Origin of the sequence: Enterobacter sp. MGH 38 (assembly GCF_000492855.1) — a bacterium.
GTDB classification, from domain to species: Bacteria; Pseudomonadota; Gammaproteobacteria; order Enterobacterales; family Enterobacteriaceae; genus Enterobacter; species Enterobacter hormaechei_C.
Window position 1 is genome coordinate 1,630,823 of record NZ_KI535607.1, and the last position, 16,505, is coordinate 1,647,327.

Consider the following 16,505-nt stretch of genomic DNA (forward strand, 5'->3'; position numbering starts at 1 on the left):
AGCACCAGAACACCCAAGCGGGAATAGCTCAGTTGGTAGAGCACGACCTTGCCAAGGTCGGGGTCGCGAGTTCGAGTCTCGTTTCCCGCTCCAAATTCTTCTTCATCTCCAGATTATCCACAGCGAAGTGCTTCGTTGGGGACGTTTTCTGTTGTATCTGAAATACTCTTGTGAACAGAGTTATCCACAGAAACCGTGATAAAATCAGTCTGTACGAAATGTTAGCAGGGTGAATAATATCTTCGTAATTCCCTGTAATTTATGAAGAAAATTTGATTTCAAAATGTTATTGAGATCACTTGACCTGTTTGCCAGAGCTGATGGCGCCTGAATTCTTATTTTTACTCACAGCCTGTGAATATATCACACATCCCGCGGCAGCCCTTTTTCAATCACCCTGACCAGACGCTGTTTCTTCGGTAACTGCACTTCAACTATGCCTGCATTTCGCTTCTCAATTTGCTGCGCAATCGCCCATTCTATGTGCTCATCAAGAAGTGGGTGCTCACCTCTGCGGCTTTCGAGCGCCTGAAGATTTGCCTCATCCCACGGGGCATTCCCCAGCGCAACGGCCACATTACGCAGCCAGCGCAGGTGGCCGATACGACGTATGGCGGAACCCTCCGTCACCTTCAGGAACCAGGCTTCGCTCCAGGCGAACAGTTCGATCAACTGCGGGGCATGTAACGCCTTGCGCGGACTGAAGTCTTCTTCGTCCGTCAACTGTGAATAACGGTTCCACGGACAAATCAGCTGACAGTCATCACAGCCGTAGATGCGGTTGCCAATAAGCGGACGAAACTCCTCTGGAATAGCGCCTTCCAGCTCGATAGTGAGATAAGAGATACAGCGGCGCGCATCAACGGTATACGGTTCGACAATCGCGCCCGTCGGGCAGATGGTCATACAGGCCACACAGCGGCCACAACCTTCTTCCACCGGACTGTCTACCGGAAGAGGTAAATCAATCAGTAGTTCACCCAGGAAAAAGAATGAGCCCGCGTCGCGGCTTAAGATAAGTGAGTGCTTACCTGTCCAGCCGAGCCCGGCTTTTTCGGCGATCGGGCGCTCAAGAATAGGCGCAGAATCGACAAAGGGTCTAAAATTCAGCGAAACACAGTGCTGCTGAATGGTTTCCCCGAGCTTTTTTAGACGGTTGCGCAGAAGTTTGTGGTAATCACGCCCCAGCGCGTATCGGCTGACGTAACCCAGAGAGGGATTTTTTAGCGTGCGCGCAAAGGCCGCGTTAGCGGGCAGATAGTTCATGCGTACGCTAATAACGCGCAGCGTACCCGGCAACAGCTCGTGGGGGCGGGCACGCATCATACCGTGACGCGCCATCCACTCCATCTCGCCGTGGTATTGTTTATCCAGCCATGCCTGGAGCTTAGGCTCACTGGCAGAGAGGTCGGTGTCAGTAATACCGACCTTCTGGAAGCCCAGTTCAGCACCCCACTGTTTTATTTTTTGCGCTAATTCATTGAGATCGAGGGGCTGTGACATGACGGACCATACTGTGAAGAAAAACCCCGCAAGTATACCACATTCCATCTGGCATGCGGATGACCTCCGTCGGGCCGAGAAAGAGGCCGCAGATAGCCTCGGCATTACCCTTTACGAACTGATGCAGCGCGCGGGCGAGGCGGCGTTTAACGTGGCGCGCACGGCTTATCCTGATGCCTCGCACTATCTGATCCTGTGCGGGCACGGCAATAACGGTGGCGATGGCTATGTGGTGGCTCGTCTTGCGGTGGCGGCGGGGCTGCGCGTCACCCTGATGGCGCTGGAGAGCGACAAGCCGCTACCGGAAGAGGCTGGCATGGCGAGAGAGGCCTGGCTGAATGCGGGGGGCATTATTCATGCGCCTGATATTATCTGGCCCGAGGATGTCGACGTGATTGTTGATGGTCTGCTGGGGACGGGACTGATGCGCGCGCCTCGCGATGACGTCGCCGCGCTGATTACGCGCGCTAATGCGCACCCCGCCCCGGTGGTAGCGCTGGATATTCCCTCCGGCCTGATGGCGCAAACCGGCGCGACGCCGGGCGTGTCGATTGAGGCGGCGCACACCGTGACCTTTATCGCCCTGAAGCCGGGGCTGCTTACCGGGAAAGCGCGGGATGTCGTGGGCACGTTACACCACAACGCCCTGGGGCTGGAAAACTGGCTGATCGGACAGGATACCCACATCACCCGCTTTGATGCCTCCCAGCTTGCACAGTGGCTACCGCCGCGTCGTCCCACCTCCCATAAGGGTGACCATGGCCGACTGCTGATTATTGGTGGCGATCATGGCACGGCAGGTGCGATTCGAATGACCGGAGAGGCCGCGTTGCGCAGCGGCGGCGGATTAATACGCGTGCTGACCCGCAGCGAAAACATTCCGCCCATTATTACCGCGCGGCCGGAGCTGATGGTCCACGAGCTTACCCCGCAGGCGATTGAAAAGGGTCTTGAGTGGGCGGACGTGGTGGTCATTGGTCCGGGCCTGGGTCAGCAGGAGTGGGGTAAACAGGCCCTGCAAAAGGCCGAGAATTTTCGTAAACCGATGCTCTGGGATGCCGACGCGCTTAACCTTCTGGCAATAAACCCGGATAAGCGTCACAATCGCATTCTGACGCCGCACCCCGGCGAAGCCGCACGGCTGCTTAACTGTAGCGTGGCAGAAATTGAAAGCGATCGCTTACTTTCAGCCCAACGTCTGGTAAAACGTTACGGAGGTGTTGCCGTTTTGAAAGGGGCGGGAACCGTTATCGCCAGCGATGATGCGATGGGCATCGTTGATGCCGGTAATGCAGGCATGGCGAGCGGCGGCATGGGCGATGTGCTCTCTGGCATCATTGGCGCATTGCTCGGACAGAAACTTCCCCTTTATGATGCAGCCTGTGCGGGCTGCGTGGCCCACGGTACGGCGGCTGACAGGCTGGCTGCTCGTTACGGAACGCGCGGTATGCTGGCCACCGATCTTTTTTGCACGCTGCGGCGTGTTGTTAACCCGGATGTGATTGACGTAGAAAATGACTAATCGAGCGATTCCTTTACCTGATGAACAAGCCACTTTAGATCTCGGCAAGCGCGTGGCGCAGGCCTGTCAGGGGGCGACCGTCATTTATCTGTATGGTGATTTAGGCGCGGGTAAAACAACCTTCAGCCGTGGCTTTTTGCAGGCGTTAGGCCATAACGGGAACGTAAAAAGCCCGACCTACACGCTGGTGGAACCGTACACGCTTGAAAATATCATGGTGTACCACTTTGATTTATATCGTCTTGCGGACCCGGAGGAGCTGGAATTTATGGGGATCCGCGATTACTTTGCCAACGACGCCATCTGCCTGGTGGAGTGGCCGCAACAAGGTGCGGGTGTGCTGCCTGACCCGGATGTCGAAATTCACTTAGATTACCAGGCACAAGGGCGTGAGGCACGCATCAGTGCGGTTTCCTCATCAGGCTGTTCCTTACTGGCGCGTTTAGCCGGTTGAGCGTAGGGATAACGGGATGATTAATCGCGTTAAAGGTTGGGTGCTGGCTGCCACGGTCCTGCTGTGCGCGCAGGTCGGGGCGGCCAGCCTCTCGGATATTCAGGTGTCGAATGGCGATAGCCAGGCCCGCATTACGTTCAGCTTTATGGGCGATCCTGAATATGCTTTCTCACAAATCGACAGCCGCAGCGTGGCGCTCGATATTAAACAGACCGGGGTGATCCAGGGGCTGCCGCTCCAGTTCAGCGGCAACAATCTGGTGAAAAGCATCCGTTCGGGAACGCCGAAGGATACGCAGTCTCTGCGTCTGGTGGTCGATCTCACCGAAAAGGGCAAAACGAAGGCGGTTAAGCAGCAAAACGGCGCCAATTATACGGTGGTCTTTACCATTAATGCTGATGTTCCGCCGCCGCCGCCACCGCCTGCACCTGTTGTAGCAAAACGCGTGGAAGCGCCGGTTTATACCCCAAGGCCGTCTGAGCCAGCCCGTAATCCGTTTAAATCACAAAATGACCGACTTACCGCCGTGACCAGCAGCAACACGGTGACGCGTCCGGCGGTCAGCGCGCGGCGAACACCGGTCAGTGGCGACAAAGTGATTATCGCCATCGACGCCGGACACGGCGGGCAAGATCCTGGCGCGATTGGCCCGGGCGGCACGCGGGAGAAAAACGTCACTATCGCCATTGCCCGTAAGCTGCGTGCGCTTCTGAATGACGATCCGATGTTTAAAGGGGTCATGACCCGCGACGGAGATTACTTTATTTCAGTGATGGGACGCTCGGATGTGGCGCGTAAGCAAAACGCCAACTTCCTGGTGTCGATTCACGCGGATGCTGCGCCGAACCGTAACGCCACCGGCGCGTCGGTATGGGTGCTGTCGAACCGTCGAGCCAACAGTGAAATGGCGAACTGGCTTGAAGAGCACGAGAAGCAATCTGAACTGTTAGGCGGGGCAGGCGATGTGCTGGCAAACAGCCAGGCCGATCCGTATCTCAGCCAGGCGGTACTGGATTTACAGTTCGGTCATTCTCAGCGCGTCGGGTATGATGTCGCCACTAACGTACTGAGCCAGCTGCAAAGCATTGGATCGCTGCATAAGCGTCGCCCGGAGCATGCAAGCCTTGGTGTCCTGCGTTCGCCGGATATCCCGTCGATTCTGGTAGAGACGGGCTTTATCAGTAACCATGGTGAAGAGCGTTTACTGGGAAGCGACAGCTATCAGCAGCAAATTGCCGAAGCGATTTATAACGGTCTGCGTAAATACTTTGACGCGCATCCGCTTCAGTCTGCGCCGCAGGGCGGGGCAGCCCAGACGGCAAGCGCCGCGCTGCCGGGTGAAATGACCGCGACTAATTAAGGAGAGTTCATGCCGATTCAGGTTCTACCGCCGCAGCTCGCGAACCAAATCGCCGCCGGTGAGGTGGTGGAACGCCCTGCGTCGGTGGTGAAGGAACTGGTGGAAAACAGCCTCGATGCAGGGGCGACCCGCATTGATATCGATATCGAACGCGGGGGCGCAAAGCTTATTCGCATTCGTGATAACGGCTGTGGCATCAAAAAGGACGAACTGGCGCTGGCGCTGGCGCGTCATGCCACCAGTAAAATTGCCTCACTTGACGATCTGGAAGCGATTATAAGCCTGGGTTTTCGCGGCGAAGCGCTGGCCAGTATCAGCTCCGTTTCCCGCTTAACGTTGACCTCCCGCACGGCCGACCAGCAGGAAGCCTGGCAGGCCTACGCCGAAGGGCGCGATATGGACGTCACGGTTAAACCTGCGGCGCACCCGGTAGGCACCACGCTTGAAGTGCTGGATCTCTTCTATAACACGCCCGCCCGGCGCAAGTTTATGCGAACCGAGAAGACCGAATTCGGACATATCGACGAGATCATCCGCCGCATCGCGCTGGCGCGCTTTGATGTCACCCTCAACCTCAGCCATAACGGTAAGGTGATGCGCCAGTATCGCGCGGTGGCGGAGGGTGGACAAAAGGAGCGTCGGTTGGGCGCCATCTGCGGCACACCGTTTCTGGAAAAGGCGCTGGCCATTGAGTGGCAGCATGGCGATCTGGCCCTGCGTGGCTGGGTTGCCGATCCGAACGCCAGCAGCGCCGCGTTCGCAGAAATTCAGTATTGCTACGTCAACGGCCGCATGATGCGCGACCGCCTGATTAACCACGCTATTCGACAGGCCTGCGAAGATAAGCTCGGCGCCGATCAACAGCCCGCCTTTGTGCTTTATCTGGAGATCGACCCGCACCAGGTTGACGTTAACGTGCACCCCGCCAAGCACGAGGTGCGTTTCCACCAGTCGCGCCTGGTGCATGATTTCATCTACCAGGGCGTTGCCGCTGTATTGCAGCAGCAGGCAGAGCCAGAGTTGCCGCTGGCAAAAGAAGAGCCCGCGCCGCGCCCACTGCCGGAAAACCGCGTGGCGGCCGGGCGTAACCATTTTGCCGAACCGGCGGTCGCGCGCGAGCCGGCTGCTCCACGTTTATCCCCGGCGGGCAACGCGCCGCGACCAACCGGTGCCAACTATCCCAACGCTCAGCCGGGCTACCACAAACAGCAGGGGGCGCTGTACCGCAAACTGCTGGATACGCCGGCGGTGGAGCATAAAGAGCACATCACGGTTTCAACCCCCTCTCTGGATGGGCATAGCCAGAGTTTTGGTCGGGTATTGACCATTATTGCTCCCGACATGGCGTTGCTTGAACGCGAAGGTAAACTGCTGTTGCTGGCGCTTTCCGTGGCGGAGCGCTGGCTCAAACAGGCGCAGTTAACCCCGGGGGTGAATGCCGCCTGCGCGCAGCCGCTGTTGATCCCCGTTCGCCTGAAAATAACCCCTGAAGAAACAGGGGTTTTGCGGCGCGTGCAGACGCAACTGGCCGAAATGGGGATTGAAATCGTACTGGACGCGCAGCATGTGACAATTCGCGCAGTGCCTTTACCCTTACGCCAACAAAATTTACAAAACTTGATTCCTGAACTGATAGGCTACCTGGCGCAGCAAACGACGTTTGATGCCGCCGATACCGCGCAGTGGATCGCCCGCCATCTGGCCAGCGAGCATTCGCCGTGGAGTATGGCGCAGGCGATTACCGTTCTGGCGGAGGTGGAGCGCCTCTGTCCACAGCTGGTGAAAGCGCCTCCAGGTGGTTTGTTACAACCTGTTGATTTACAAACGGCGATGACCGCCCTGAAACATGACTGATGTAAGTAAGGCGAGCCTGCCAAAGGCGATTTTTCTAATGGGGCCAACGGCCTCCGGCAAAACGGCGTTAGCCATTGAGTTACGTAAAGTTTTGCCAGTAGAGTTGATTAGCGTTGATTCAGCCCTCATCTACCGAGGGATGGACATCGGCACGGCGAAGCCCAACGCAGACGAACTGCGTGCGGCACCGCACCGTTTACTGGATATTCTCGACCCGGCACAGGCTTACTCCGCGGCAGATTTTCGCCGCGACGCCTTAGCCGAGATGGCCGAGATTACCGCCGCGGGACGCATACCGCTGTTAGTTGGCGGCACGATGCTCTACTTTAAGGCGCTGCTGGAGGGGTTATCGCCTCTGCCATCGGCCGATCCGGAAGTGAGAGCGAAGATTGAGCGGCAGGCGGCAGAGCAGGGGTGGGACGTTTTGCACAGGCAACTGGAAGAGATTGACCCGGTTGCCGCAGCGCGGATCCACCCAAACGATCCGCAAAGGCTTTCCCGGGCACTGGAAGTTTTTTTCATTTCGGGTAAAACTTTAACGGAACTGACGCAAACGTCAGGAGACGCTCTGCCGTATCAGGTGCATCAGTTCGCCATCGCCCCGGCGAGCCGTGAACTGCTCCATCAACGAATTGAGCAGCGTTTTCATCAGATGTTGGCTTCAGATTTTGAAGCAGAAGTGCGGGCGCTTTTTGCCCGTGGAGATTTGCATACGGACATGCCTTCCATTCGTTGTGTGGGGTACCGCCAGATGTGGTCGTATCTTGAAGGCGAGATTTCATACGATGAAATGGTTTATCGAGGTGTTTGCGCCACGAGACAGTTAGCGAAGCGCCAGATCACCTGGTTACGCGGTTGGAAGGGGGTTCACTGGTTAGACAGTGAAAAACCACAACAGGCGTTAAACGAAGTGATTGAGGTTATTGGTGATATCGCTGACTGAATGTGTACAATTAAGCCGTATCGTGCGCAATTTTTCAGAATCGCAAGGTTCTAAGTACAAAACAAGCATATAAGGAAAAGATAGAATGGCTAAGGGGCAATCTTTACAAGATCCGTTCCTGAACGCATTGCGTCGGGAGCGTGTTCCAGTTTCTATTTATTTGGTGAATGGTATTAAGCTGCAAGGTCAGATTGAGTCTTTCGATCAGTTCGTGATCCTGTTGAAAAACACGGTCAGCCAGATGGTCTATAAGCACGCGATTTCTACTGTTGTTCCGTCCCGTCCGGTATCTCATCACAGCAATAACGCTGGCGGCGGCACTGGCAGTAACTACCATCATGGCAGCAACGCGCAGGGTTCTTCAACACCAGCGCAGGACAGCGAAGAAACCGAATAAGGTTTTGGGCTGTTTTCCACACGGGGAGCCAGGGATCCTGCGTTCCCCGCTGATCTTTTTAGAGAGGTTTACGCTTGTTTGACCGTTATGACGCCGGTGAGCAGGCGGTGCTGGTACACATCTATTTTTCGCAAGACAAAGATATGGAAGACCTCCAGGAGTTTGAATCTCTGGTCTCTTCCGCCGGTGTCGAAGCAATGCAGGTGATTACCGGTAGCCGTAAAGCGCCGCACCCGAAGTATTTTGTAGGTGAAGGTAAAGCAGTAGAAATTGCGGATGCCGTAAAAGCAACCGGCGCATCTGTTGTGCTGTTTGATCATGCGCTGTCTCCGGCTCAGGAACGTAACCTGGAAGCTCTCTGCGAATGCCGTGTTATCGATCGCACGGGGTTGATCTTAGATATTTTTGCTCAGCGTGCGCGTACCCACGAGGGTAAGTTGCAGGTTGAGCTGGCGCAGTTGCGCCATCTGGCGACGCGTCTGGTGCGTGGCTGGACACACCTTGAAAGACAAAAAGGCGGGATTGGTTTGCGCGGCCCGGGTGAAACCCAGCTCGAAACCGACCGCCGTTTGCTGCGTGGGCGTATAACCCAGATCCTTTCACGTCTGGAACGTGTAGAGAAACAGCGCGAACAGGGGCGTCGGGCGCGAACGAAAGCTGACATCCCAACGGTGTCGCTGGTGGGCTATACCAACGCCGGTAAATCCACCCTGTTTAACCAGATAACCGAGGCCCAGGTATATGCCGCAGACCAGCTGTTTGCGACCCTGGACCCAACCCTGCGCCGTATTGACGTCGCAGACGTCGGTGAAACGGTGCTGGCGGATACCGTAGGGTTTATTCGCCATCTGCCGCACGATCTGGTCGCGGCGTTTAAAGCGACGTTGCAGGAGACGCGTCAGGCGACCCTGCTACTGCATGTGATTGATGCGGCTGACGTACGCGTGCAGGAGAACATCGACGCGGTGAACGTGGTGCTCGAAGAGATCGACGCCCACGAAATTCCCACCCTGTTGGTGATGAACAAGATCGATATGCTGGACGATTTTGAACCGCGTATTGACCGAGACGAAGAGAACAAACCGATTCGGGTCTGGCTGTCTGCTCAGGCCGGGATTGGTGTGCCACTGCTTTTCCAGGCTTTGACAGAACGTCTTTCCGGTGAGGTAGCTCAGCACACGCTGCGACTGCCGCCACAGGAAGGCAGGCTGCGCAGCCGGTTTTATCAGCTTCAGGCGATAGAAAAAGAGTGGATGGAGGATGACGGCAGCGTGGGGATGCAGGTGCGTATGCCGATCGTTGACTGGCGTCGCCTCTGTAAACAAGAACCTGCGCTGGCGGACTATATCGTCTGATCAGAAAGGGGAAGCCTGAAAAATTCGCCCTTGCATAACAAATATGGAGCATATACATGGCGTGGAATCAGCCCGGTAATAACGGACAAGACCGCGACCCGTGGGGAAGCAGCAATAATCAAGGCGGCAACTCTGGGGGAAATGGCAACAAAGGTGGTCGCGAGCAGGGGCCGCCGGATCTGGATGATATCTTCCGCAAACTGAGCAAAAAGCTTGGTGGCCTTGGCGGAGGAAAAGGTTCTGGCTCGGGTGGCAATTCCACTCAGAGTCCGCGCCCGCCAATGGGTGGCCGCGTGGTGGGCATTGTCGCCGCTGCGGTAGTAATCATCTGGGCAGCCAGCGGGTTCTACACCATTAAAGAAGCAGAACGCGGCGTGGTCACCCGTTTCGGTAAGTTCAGCCATCTGGTTGAACCGGGCCTGAACTGGAAGCCGACCTTCATTGATGACGTGACCGCGGTTAACGTGGAGTCCGTCCGTGAACTGGCCGCCTCTGGCGTGATGTTGACCTCTGACGAGAACGTGGTGCGCGTTGAGATGAACGTACAGTACCGCGTGACCGATCCGGAACGTTATCTGTTTAGCGTGACCAGCGCCGATGACAGCCTGCGTCAGGCGACCGACAGCGCCCTGCGTGGCGTGATCGGTAAATACACCATGGACCGTATCCTGACCGAAGGTCGTACCGTTATTCGTAGCGATACCCAGCGTGAGCTGGAAGAGACCATCCGTCCGTACAACATGGGTATCACCCTGCTGGACGTCAACTTCCAGGCTGCACGTCCGCCGGAAGAGGTGAAAGCCGCCTTTGACGATGCGATTGCCGCGCGTGAAAACGAACAGCAGTACATCCGTGAAGCGGAAGCGTACACCAACGAAGTTCAGCCGCGTGCAAACGGTCAGGCGCAGCGTATTCTGGAAGAAGCGCGTGCGTATAAGACCCAGACCATCCTGGAAGCACAGGGTGAAGTGGCTCGCTTCGCGAAGATCCTGCCGGAATATAAAGCCGCGCCGGAAATTACCCGTGAGCGTCTCTATATCGAGACCATGGAAAAAGTGCTGAGCCATACGCGTAAAGTGCTGGTTAACGACAACAAAGGCGGAAACCTGATGGTCCTGCCGCTGGATCAGATGCTGAAAGGCGGTTCTGCACCGGCAGCAAAAGACAACAGCGGTGCGAACAACCTGCTGCGTCTGCCACCGGCCTCGTCTGGCAGCGCCAGCGCGAACACAACGCCTTCTTCGAACGATGGTGACATTATGGACCAACGCCGTGCCAACGCGCAGCGTAACGACTACCAGCGTCAGGGGGAATAAGGATGCGTAAGTCAGTTATTGCGATCATCATCATTGTACTGGTCGTGCTCTACACCTCCATCTTTGTGGTGAAAGAGGGCGAGCGTGGGATCAAGTTCCAGTTCAGCAGCGTCGTGCGTGACGGCGACAAGCGTCCGGTGATTTATGAGCCGGGTCTGCACTTTAAGATCCCGTTCATTCAGTCAGTGAAAACGCTCGATGCGCGTATCCAGACCATGGATAACCAGGCCGATCGTTTCGTGACCAAAGAGAAGAAAGACCTGATCGTTGATTCCTATATCAAATGGCGCATCAGCGATTTCAGCCGCTACTTCCTGGCAACCGGGGGTGGCGACGTTTCTCAGGCAGAAGTGCTGCTGAAACGTAAGTTCTCTGACCGTCTGCGTTCTGAAATTGGTCGTCTGGATGTGAAAGACATTGTGACCGACTCCCGTGGTCGTCTGACGCTGGAAGTGCGTGATGCGCTGAACTCCGGCTCTGCGGGCACCGAGGATGAAGTTGAAACCCCGGCGGCAGACGATGCGATTGCCAAAGCGGCTGAACGTGTTCAGGCTGAAACCAACGGTAAAGTGCCGGTGATCAACCCGAACAGTATGGCGGCGCTGGGCATCGAAGTGGTTGATGTGCGCATCAAGCAGATCAACCTGCCAGCGGAAGTGTCCGAGGCGATCTACAACCGTATGCGCGCCGAGCGTGAAGCGGTAGCCCGTCGTCACCGTTCACAGGGTCAGGAAGAAGCGGAAAAACTGCGCGCGGCAGCGGACTATGAAGTCACCAAGACGCTGGCGGAATCTGAGCGCCAGGGTCGTATCCTGCGCGGTGAAGGTGATGCCGAAGCCGCGAAACTGTTTGCTGATGCATTCAGCCAGGATCCGGACTTCTATGCCTTCATTCGTAGCCTGCGCGCTTACGAGAATAGCTTCAAGAGCAACCAGGATGTGATGGTGCTCAGCCCGGACAGCGATTTCTTCCGTTATATGAAGACGCCGACCAACGCAACGCGATAAACTCAGGCTCGTTTGAGTATTCAAACCACCGCTCTTCACGGAGCGGTGGTTTTCTTTTATAAGGAACAAAAATGAATTCAACGATCTGGCTCGCGCTGGCCCTGGTTTTGGTGCTGGAAGGCCTCGGCCCGATGCTTTATCCGCGCGCATGGCGCCGGATGATCGCCACCATGAGCCAACTGCCGGATAATATTTTGCGTCGTTTTGGCGGTGGTCTTGTGGTTGCTGGTATCGTTATCTACTACATGTTGAGGAAAACGATTGGCTGATCAAAAACTAACCGCAATTGGCATATTTTAGGGTCAAAAAGTGCTGTATATCTGAAAAAGCGATGGTAGAATCCATTTTTAAGCAAACGGTGATTTTGAAAAAAATGGGTAACAACGTCGTCGTACTGGGCACCCAATGGGGTGACGAAGGTAAAGGGAAGATTGTTGATCTTCTGACTGAACGGGCTAAATATGTTGTACGCTACCAGGGCGGTCACAACGCAGGCCATACTCTCGTAATCAACGGTGAAAAAACCGTCCTCCATCTTATTCCATCAGGCATTCTTCGCGAAAACGTCACCAGCATCATCGGTAACGGCGTTGTGCTGTCTCCTGCTGCGCTGATGAAAGAGATGAAAGGTCTGGAAGACCGTGGTATCCCTGTTCGTGAGCGTCTGCTGCTCTCCGAAGCCTGCCCGCTGATCCTGGACTATCACGTGGCGCTGGACGTGGCGCGTGAAAAAGCGCGTGGCGCGAAAGCGATCGGCACTACCGGTCGTGGCATCGGCCCGGCATACGAAGATAAAGTGGCTCGTCGCGGTCTGCGCGTCGGTGACCTCTTCGACAAAGCGACCTTCGCTGAAAAACTGAAAGAAGTGATGGAATATCACAACTTCCAGCTGGTGAACTTCTACAAAGCTGACGCTGTTGACTACCAGAAAGTGCTGGATGACGTCATGGCGATTGCAGACATTCTGACCGGTATGGTTGTTGATGTGTCCGATCTGCTGGACCAGGCGCGCAAGCGTGGCGATTTCGTCATGTTCGAAGGTGCGCAGGGTACCCTGCTGGACATCGACCACGGTACCTATCCGTACGTTACGTCCTCTAACACCACCGCGGGTGGCGTGGCGACCGGCTCTGGTCTGGGTCCACGTTATGTGGATTACGTTCTGGGCATCATCAAAGCGTACTCCACACGCGTGGGTGCGGGTCCATTCCCGACCGAACTGTTTGATGAAACCGGCGAGTTCCTCTGCAAGCAGGGTAACGAGTTTGGCGCGACCACCGGTCGTCGTCGTCGTACCGGCTGGCTGGACGCCGTTGCCGTACGTCGCGCAGTGCAGATCAACTCCCTGTCTGGCTTCTGCCTGACCAAGCTGGACGTACTGGACGGCCTGAAAGAAGTGAAAATCTGCGTTGGCTACCGCATGCCAGATGGCCGCGAAGTGACCACCACTCCGCTGGCTGCTGACGACTGGGAAGGCATTGAGCCAATCTACGAAACCATGCCGGGCTGGTCTGAGACCACCTTCGGTGTGAAAGAGCGTAGTGGCCTGCCAAAAGCCGCGCTGGACTACATCAAGCGCATTGAAGAACTGACCGAAGTGCCGATCGATATTATTTCTACCGGCCCGGATCGTACTGAAACGATGATCCTGCGCGACCCGTTCGACGCATAATCTTCGTGACTGCTGGCCTGCGGGGAAACCCGTAGGCCGGATAAGCGCAGCGCCATCCGGCGACCGCTCCTGGATCTCCGCTTTTTCGCCCCGTCTGTCAAATAAATTAGCCGCTAACTATCTGGCTGGTTTATCATCATTAATGAATATCTCTGCGGTTTAACCGCGTTTTCCCTTTTTCCTGAGGTTGATGTGCAGTTAACAAGTTTCACCGATTACGGCTTACGCGCGCTGATTTACATGGCGTCGTTACCCGATGGGAAGATGACCAGCATCTCTGAAGTCACAGAGGTGTACGGTGTGTCCCGTAATCATATGGTCAAAATAATCAATCAACTTAGTCGTGCCGGATACGTTGCTGCCGTCCGCGGGAAGAATGGAGGGATCCGTCTCGGTAAACCGGCACAGAGTATCCGTATTGGCGATGTGGTACGTGAACTGGAGCCGCTCTCTCTGGTGAACTGTAGCAGCGCGTTCTGCCACATTACGCCCGCTTGCCGCCTGAAACAGGCGCTTTCAAAGGCCGTGCAAAGTTTTCTCAAGGAACTGGATAACTACACGCTGGCCGATTTGGTTGAAGAGAATCAACCGCTTTATAAATTATTGCTGGTGGAATGAAGAAAATTTCCACCGGAGCTGACAACGGAGGAACCGACATGTCACAAGATCCTTTCCAGGAACGCGAAGCCGAAAAATACGCGAATCCTATCCCCAGCCGCGAGTTCATCATTGAACACTTAACAAAACGCGAAAAACCCGCCAATCGTGAAGAACTTGCCGTTGAATTAAATATTGAAGGTGAAGAGCAAATTGAAGCCCTTCGCCGCCGCCTGCGCGCCATGGAGCGTGACGGGCAGCTGGTCTTTACTCGTCGCCAGTGCTACGCGCTGCCAGAACGCCTCGACCTGCTGAAAGGCACCGTTATTGGTCACCGCGATGGCTTCGGCTTCCTGCGCGTGGAAGGCCGTAAAGACGATCTGTACCTCTCATCCGAACAGATGAAGATGTGTATTCACGGCGACCAGATCCTGGCGCAGCCGCTGGGTGCAGACCGTAAAGGCCGCCGCGAAGCGCGCGTGGTCCGCGTGCTGGTGCCGAAAACCAGCCAGATCGTTGGCCGTTACTTTACCGATGCGGGCGTAGGTTTTGTGGTGCCGGACGACAGCCGTCTGAGCTTCGACATTCTCATCCCGCCTGAAGAGGTGATGGGCGCACGCATGGGCTTTGTGGTGGTGGTTGAACTCACCCAGCGCCCAACTCGTCGCACAAAAGCGGTAGGTAAAATCGTCGAAGTGCTGGGCGATAACATGGGCACCGGCATGGCCGTTGATATGGCGCTGCGCACCCATGAAATTCCGTACGTCTGGCCGAAAGCGGTTGAAGACCAGATCGAAAACCTGCGTGAAGAAGTGCCGGAAGAGTCCAAAGCAGGCCGCGTGGATCTGCGCGATCTGCCGCTGGTCACCATTGATGGTGAAGACGCCCGTGACTTCGATGATGCCGTATATTGTGAGAAAAAACGTGGTGGTGGCTGGCGTCTGTGGGTGGCCATCGCGGATGTGAGTTATTACGTACGTCCACACACGCCGCTGGATAACGAAGCGCGCAGCCGTGGTACGTCGGTCTACTTCCCGTCTCAGGTTGTACCGATGCTGCCAGAAGTGCTCTCCAACGGCCTGTGTTCCCTCAATCCGCAGGTGGACCGCCTGTGTATGGTCTGCGAAATGACCATCTCCAGCAAGGGACGTCTGACGGGCTATAAGTTCTACGAAGCAGTGATGAGTTCTCATGCGCGCCTGACCTATACCAAGGTCTGGCATATGTTGCAGGGCGATCAGGATCTGCGCGAACAGTACGCGCCGCTGGTCAAACACATCGAAGAGCTGCACAACCTCTACAAAACGCTGGATCAGGCGCGCGAAGAGCGCGGTGGGATCTCGTTTGAGAGTGAAGAGGCGAAGTTTATCTTTAACGCTGAGCGTCGTATCGAGCGTATCGAGCAGACCCAGCGTAACGATGCGCACAAGCTGATTGAAGAGTGTATGATCCTGGCGAACATCTCGGCGGCACGTTTCGTTGAGAAAGCCAAAGAGCCTGCGCTGTTCCGTATTCACGACAAGCCAACCACGGAAGCCGTAACCTCGTTCCGCTCCGTGCTGGCTGAACTCGGTCTGGAGCTTCCTGGCGGTAATAAGCCTGAGCCACGCGATTACGCCGAGCTGCTGGAATCCATCAGCGATCGTCCTGACGCGGAAATGCTGCAAACCATGCTGCTGCGCTCCATGAAGCAGGCGATTTACGATCCAGAAAACCGGGGCCACTTTGGTCTGGCCTTACAGTCGTACGCGCACTTTACCTCGCCGATCCGCCGTTATCCGGATCTGTCCCTGCACCGTGCGATCAAGTATCTGCTGGCGCACGAGCAGGGTCATAAAGGCAATACGACCGAAACCGGAGGGTATCACTACTCCATGGAAGAGATGCTGCAACTGGGCCAGCACTGTTCCATGACCGAGCGTCGTGCGGATGAAGCAACGCGCGACGTGGCGGACTGGCTGAAGTGTGACTTTATGCTGGATCAGGTGGGTAATATCTTTAAAGGCGTGATTGCCAGCGTCACCGGCTTTGGCTTCTTCGTGCGTCTGGATGAGCTGTTTATCGACGGTCTGGTGCACGTTTCCAGCCTCGATAACGATTACTACCGCTTCGACCAGGTCGGACAACGTCTGATCGGCGAATCCGGCGGCCAGACCTACCGTCTGGGCGATCGGGTGGAAGTGAAGGTTGAAGCCGTGAATATGGACGACCGTAAAATCGACTTCAGCCTCATCTCCAGCGAGCGTGCTCCGCGTAACGTCGGGAAAACCGAGCGTGAGAAAGCGAAAAAAGGTGGCAACGGTAAAGCGGGCGGCAAGCGACGTCAGGCAGGTAAAAGAGTAAACTTTGAGCCAGACAGCGCTTTCCGTGGCGAGAAGAAACAGAAGCCCAAGGCGGCAAAAAAAGACGCTCGTAAAGCGAAAAAACCGTCGACCAAGACCCAAAAAATAGCGGCCGCGACCAAAGCGAAGCGCGCGGCGAAGAAACAGCAGGCGGAGTAATTTCCCCTCACCCTGACCCTCTCC

General features: G+C 56.0%; 14 protein-coding genes and 1 tRNA gene. 14 read left to right on the top strand and 1 reads right to left on the bottom strand.

Annotated elements, in window-relative coordinates:
- Window positions 1-17 precede the first annotated feature (17 nt).
- A tRNA-Gly gene (locus tag L384_RS13205) sits at window positions 18-93 on the top strand.
- A gap of 270 nt (window positions 94-363) precedes the next feature.
- Here the strand turns inward: L384_RS13205 and queG are convergent.
- A complete protein-coding gene (gene queG, locus L384_RS13200) occupies window positions 364-1,503 on the bottom strand; it encodes a tRNA epoxyqueuosine(34) reductase QueG (protein WP_023324039.1) in 1,140 nt (379 codons plus the stop codon).
- On the opposite strand from queG, the gene nnr reads away from it, so the two are divergent.
- From nnr to rnr, 13 genes are all read left to right on the top strand, one after another.
- Window positions 1,502-3,025 (top strand): bifunctional ADP-dependent NAD(P)H-hydrate dehydratase/NAD(P)H-hydrate epimerase, encoded by a 1,524-nt coding sequence (nnr, locus tag L384_RS13195; RefSeq protein ID WP_032628017.1) that lies wholly within the window; start codon window positions 1,502-1,504, stop codon window positions 3,023-3,025. The two genes, queG and nnr, sit on opposite strands and share 2 nt — an antisense overlap.
- On the top strand, window positions 3,018-3,479 hold the full coding sequence (gene tsaE, locus L384_RS13190) for a tRNA (adenosine(37)-N6)-threonylcarbamoyltransferase complex ATPase subunit type 1 TsaE (protein ID WP_003855970.1): 462 nt from the start codon (window positions 3,018-3,020) through the stop codon (window positions 3,477-3,479). The genes nnr and tsaE overlap by 8 nt, the downstream gene beginning before the upstream one ends.
- A 16-nt stretch (window positions 3,480-3,495) precedes the next feature.
- Window positions 3,496-4,839: an N-acetylmuramoyl-L-alanine amidase AmiB gene (amiB, locus tag L384_RS13185; RefSeq protein WP_023315257.1), complete on the top strand. Its 1,344-nt coding sequence runs from the start codon at window positions 3,496-3,498 to the stop codon at window positions 4,837-4,839.
- A 9-nt stretch (window positions 4,840-4,848) separates the two neighbouring features.
- Window positions 4,849-6,693, top strand: coding sequence for a DNA mismatch repair endonuclease MutL (gene mutL / locus L384_RS13180; RefSeq protein WP_023324041.1), 1,845 nt, complete (start codon window positions 4,849-4,851; stop codon window positions 6,691-6,693).
- Complete coding sequence (miaA, locus tag L384_RS13175) at window positions 6,686-7,636, top strand: tRNA (adenosine(37)-N6)-dimethylallyltransferase MiaA (protein ID WP_003855989.1); 951 nt, start codon at window positions 6,686-6,688, stop codon at window positions 7,634-7,636. Before mutL ends, miaA begins: the two co-directional genes overlap by 8 nt.
- Window positions 7,637-7,721: 85 nt before the next feature.
- Window positions 7,722-8,033, top strand: a complete 312-nt coding sequence (gene hfq / locus L384_RS13170) for an RNA chaperone Hfq (protein WP_003855990.1) — start codon at window positions 7,722-7,724, stop codon at window positions 8,031-8,033.
- A gap of 74 nt (window positions 8,034-8,107) precedes the next feature.
- A complete protein-coding gene (hflX, locus tag L384_RS13165) occupies window positions 8,108-9,388 on the top strand; it encodes a ribosome rescue GTPase HflX (RefSeq protein WP_003855991.1) in 1,281 nt (426 codons plus the stop codon).
- A gap of 56 nt (window positions 9,389-9,444) precedes the next feature.
- Window positions 9,445-10,704, top strand: coding sequence for an FtsH protease activity modulator HflK (hflK, locus tag L384_RS13160; RefSeq protein WP_003855992.1), 1,260 nt, complete (start codon window positions 9,445-9,447; stop codon window positions 10,702-10,704).
- 2 nt (window positions 10,705-10,706) lie between these two features.
- On the top strand, window positions 10,707-11,711 hold the full coding sequence (hflC, locus tag L384_RS13155) for a protease modulator HflC (RefSeq protein WP_003855994.1): 1,005 nt from the start codon (window positions 10,707-10,709) through the stop codon (window positions 11,709-11,711).
- A 71-nt stretch (window positions 11,712-11,782) separates the two neighbouring features.
- Window positions 11,783-11,980: a DUF2065 domain-containing protein gene (locus L384_RS13150; RefSeq protein WP_003855996.1), complete on the top strand. Its 198-nt coding sequence runs from the start codon at window positions 11,783-11,785 to the stop codon at window positions 11,978-11,980.
- Between the two features lie 104 nt (window positions 11,981-12,084).
- Window positions 12,085-13,383, top strand: coding sequence for an adenylosuccinate synthase (locus tag L384_RS13145; protein ID WP_032628076.1), 1,299 nt, complete (start codon window positions 12,085-12,087; stop codon window positions 13,381-13,383).
- 192 nt (window positions 13,384-13,575) lie between these two features.
- The gene (nsrR, locus tag L384_RS13140; protein ID WP_003855998.1) at window positions 13,576-14,001 is read left to right on the top strand and encodes a nitric oxide-sensing transcriptional repressor NsrR; all 426 of its coding nucleotides are present in this window, start codon (window positions 13,576-13,578) and stop codon (window positions 13,999-14,001) included.
- Between the two features lie 38 nt (window positions 14,002-14,039).
- Entirely contained in the window at window positions 14,040-16,481 is a 2,442-nt protein-coding gene (rnr, locus tag L384_RS13135; RefSeq protein ID WP_023315260.1) for a ribonuclease R, read from the top strand.
- Window positions 16,482-16,505 lie beyond the last annotated feature (24 nt).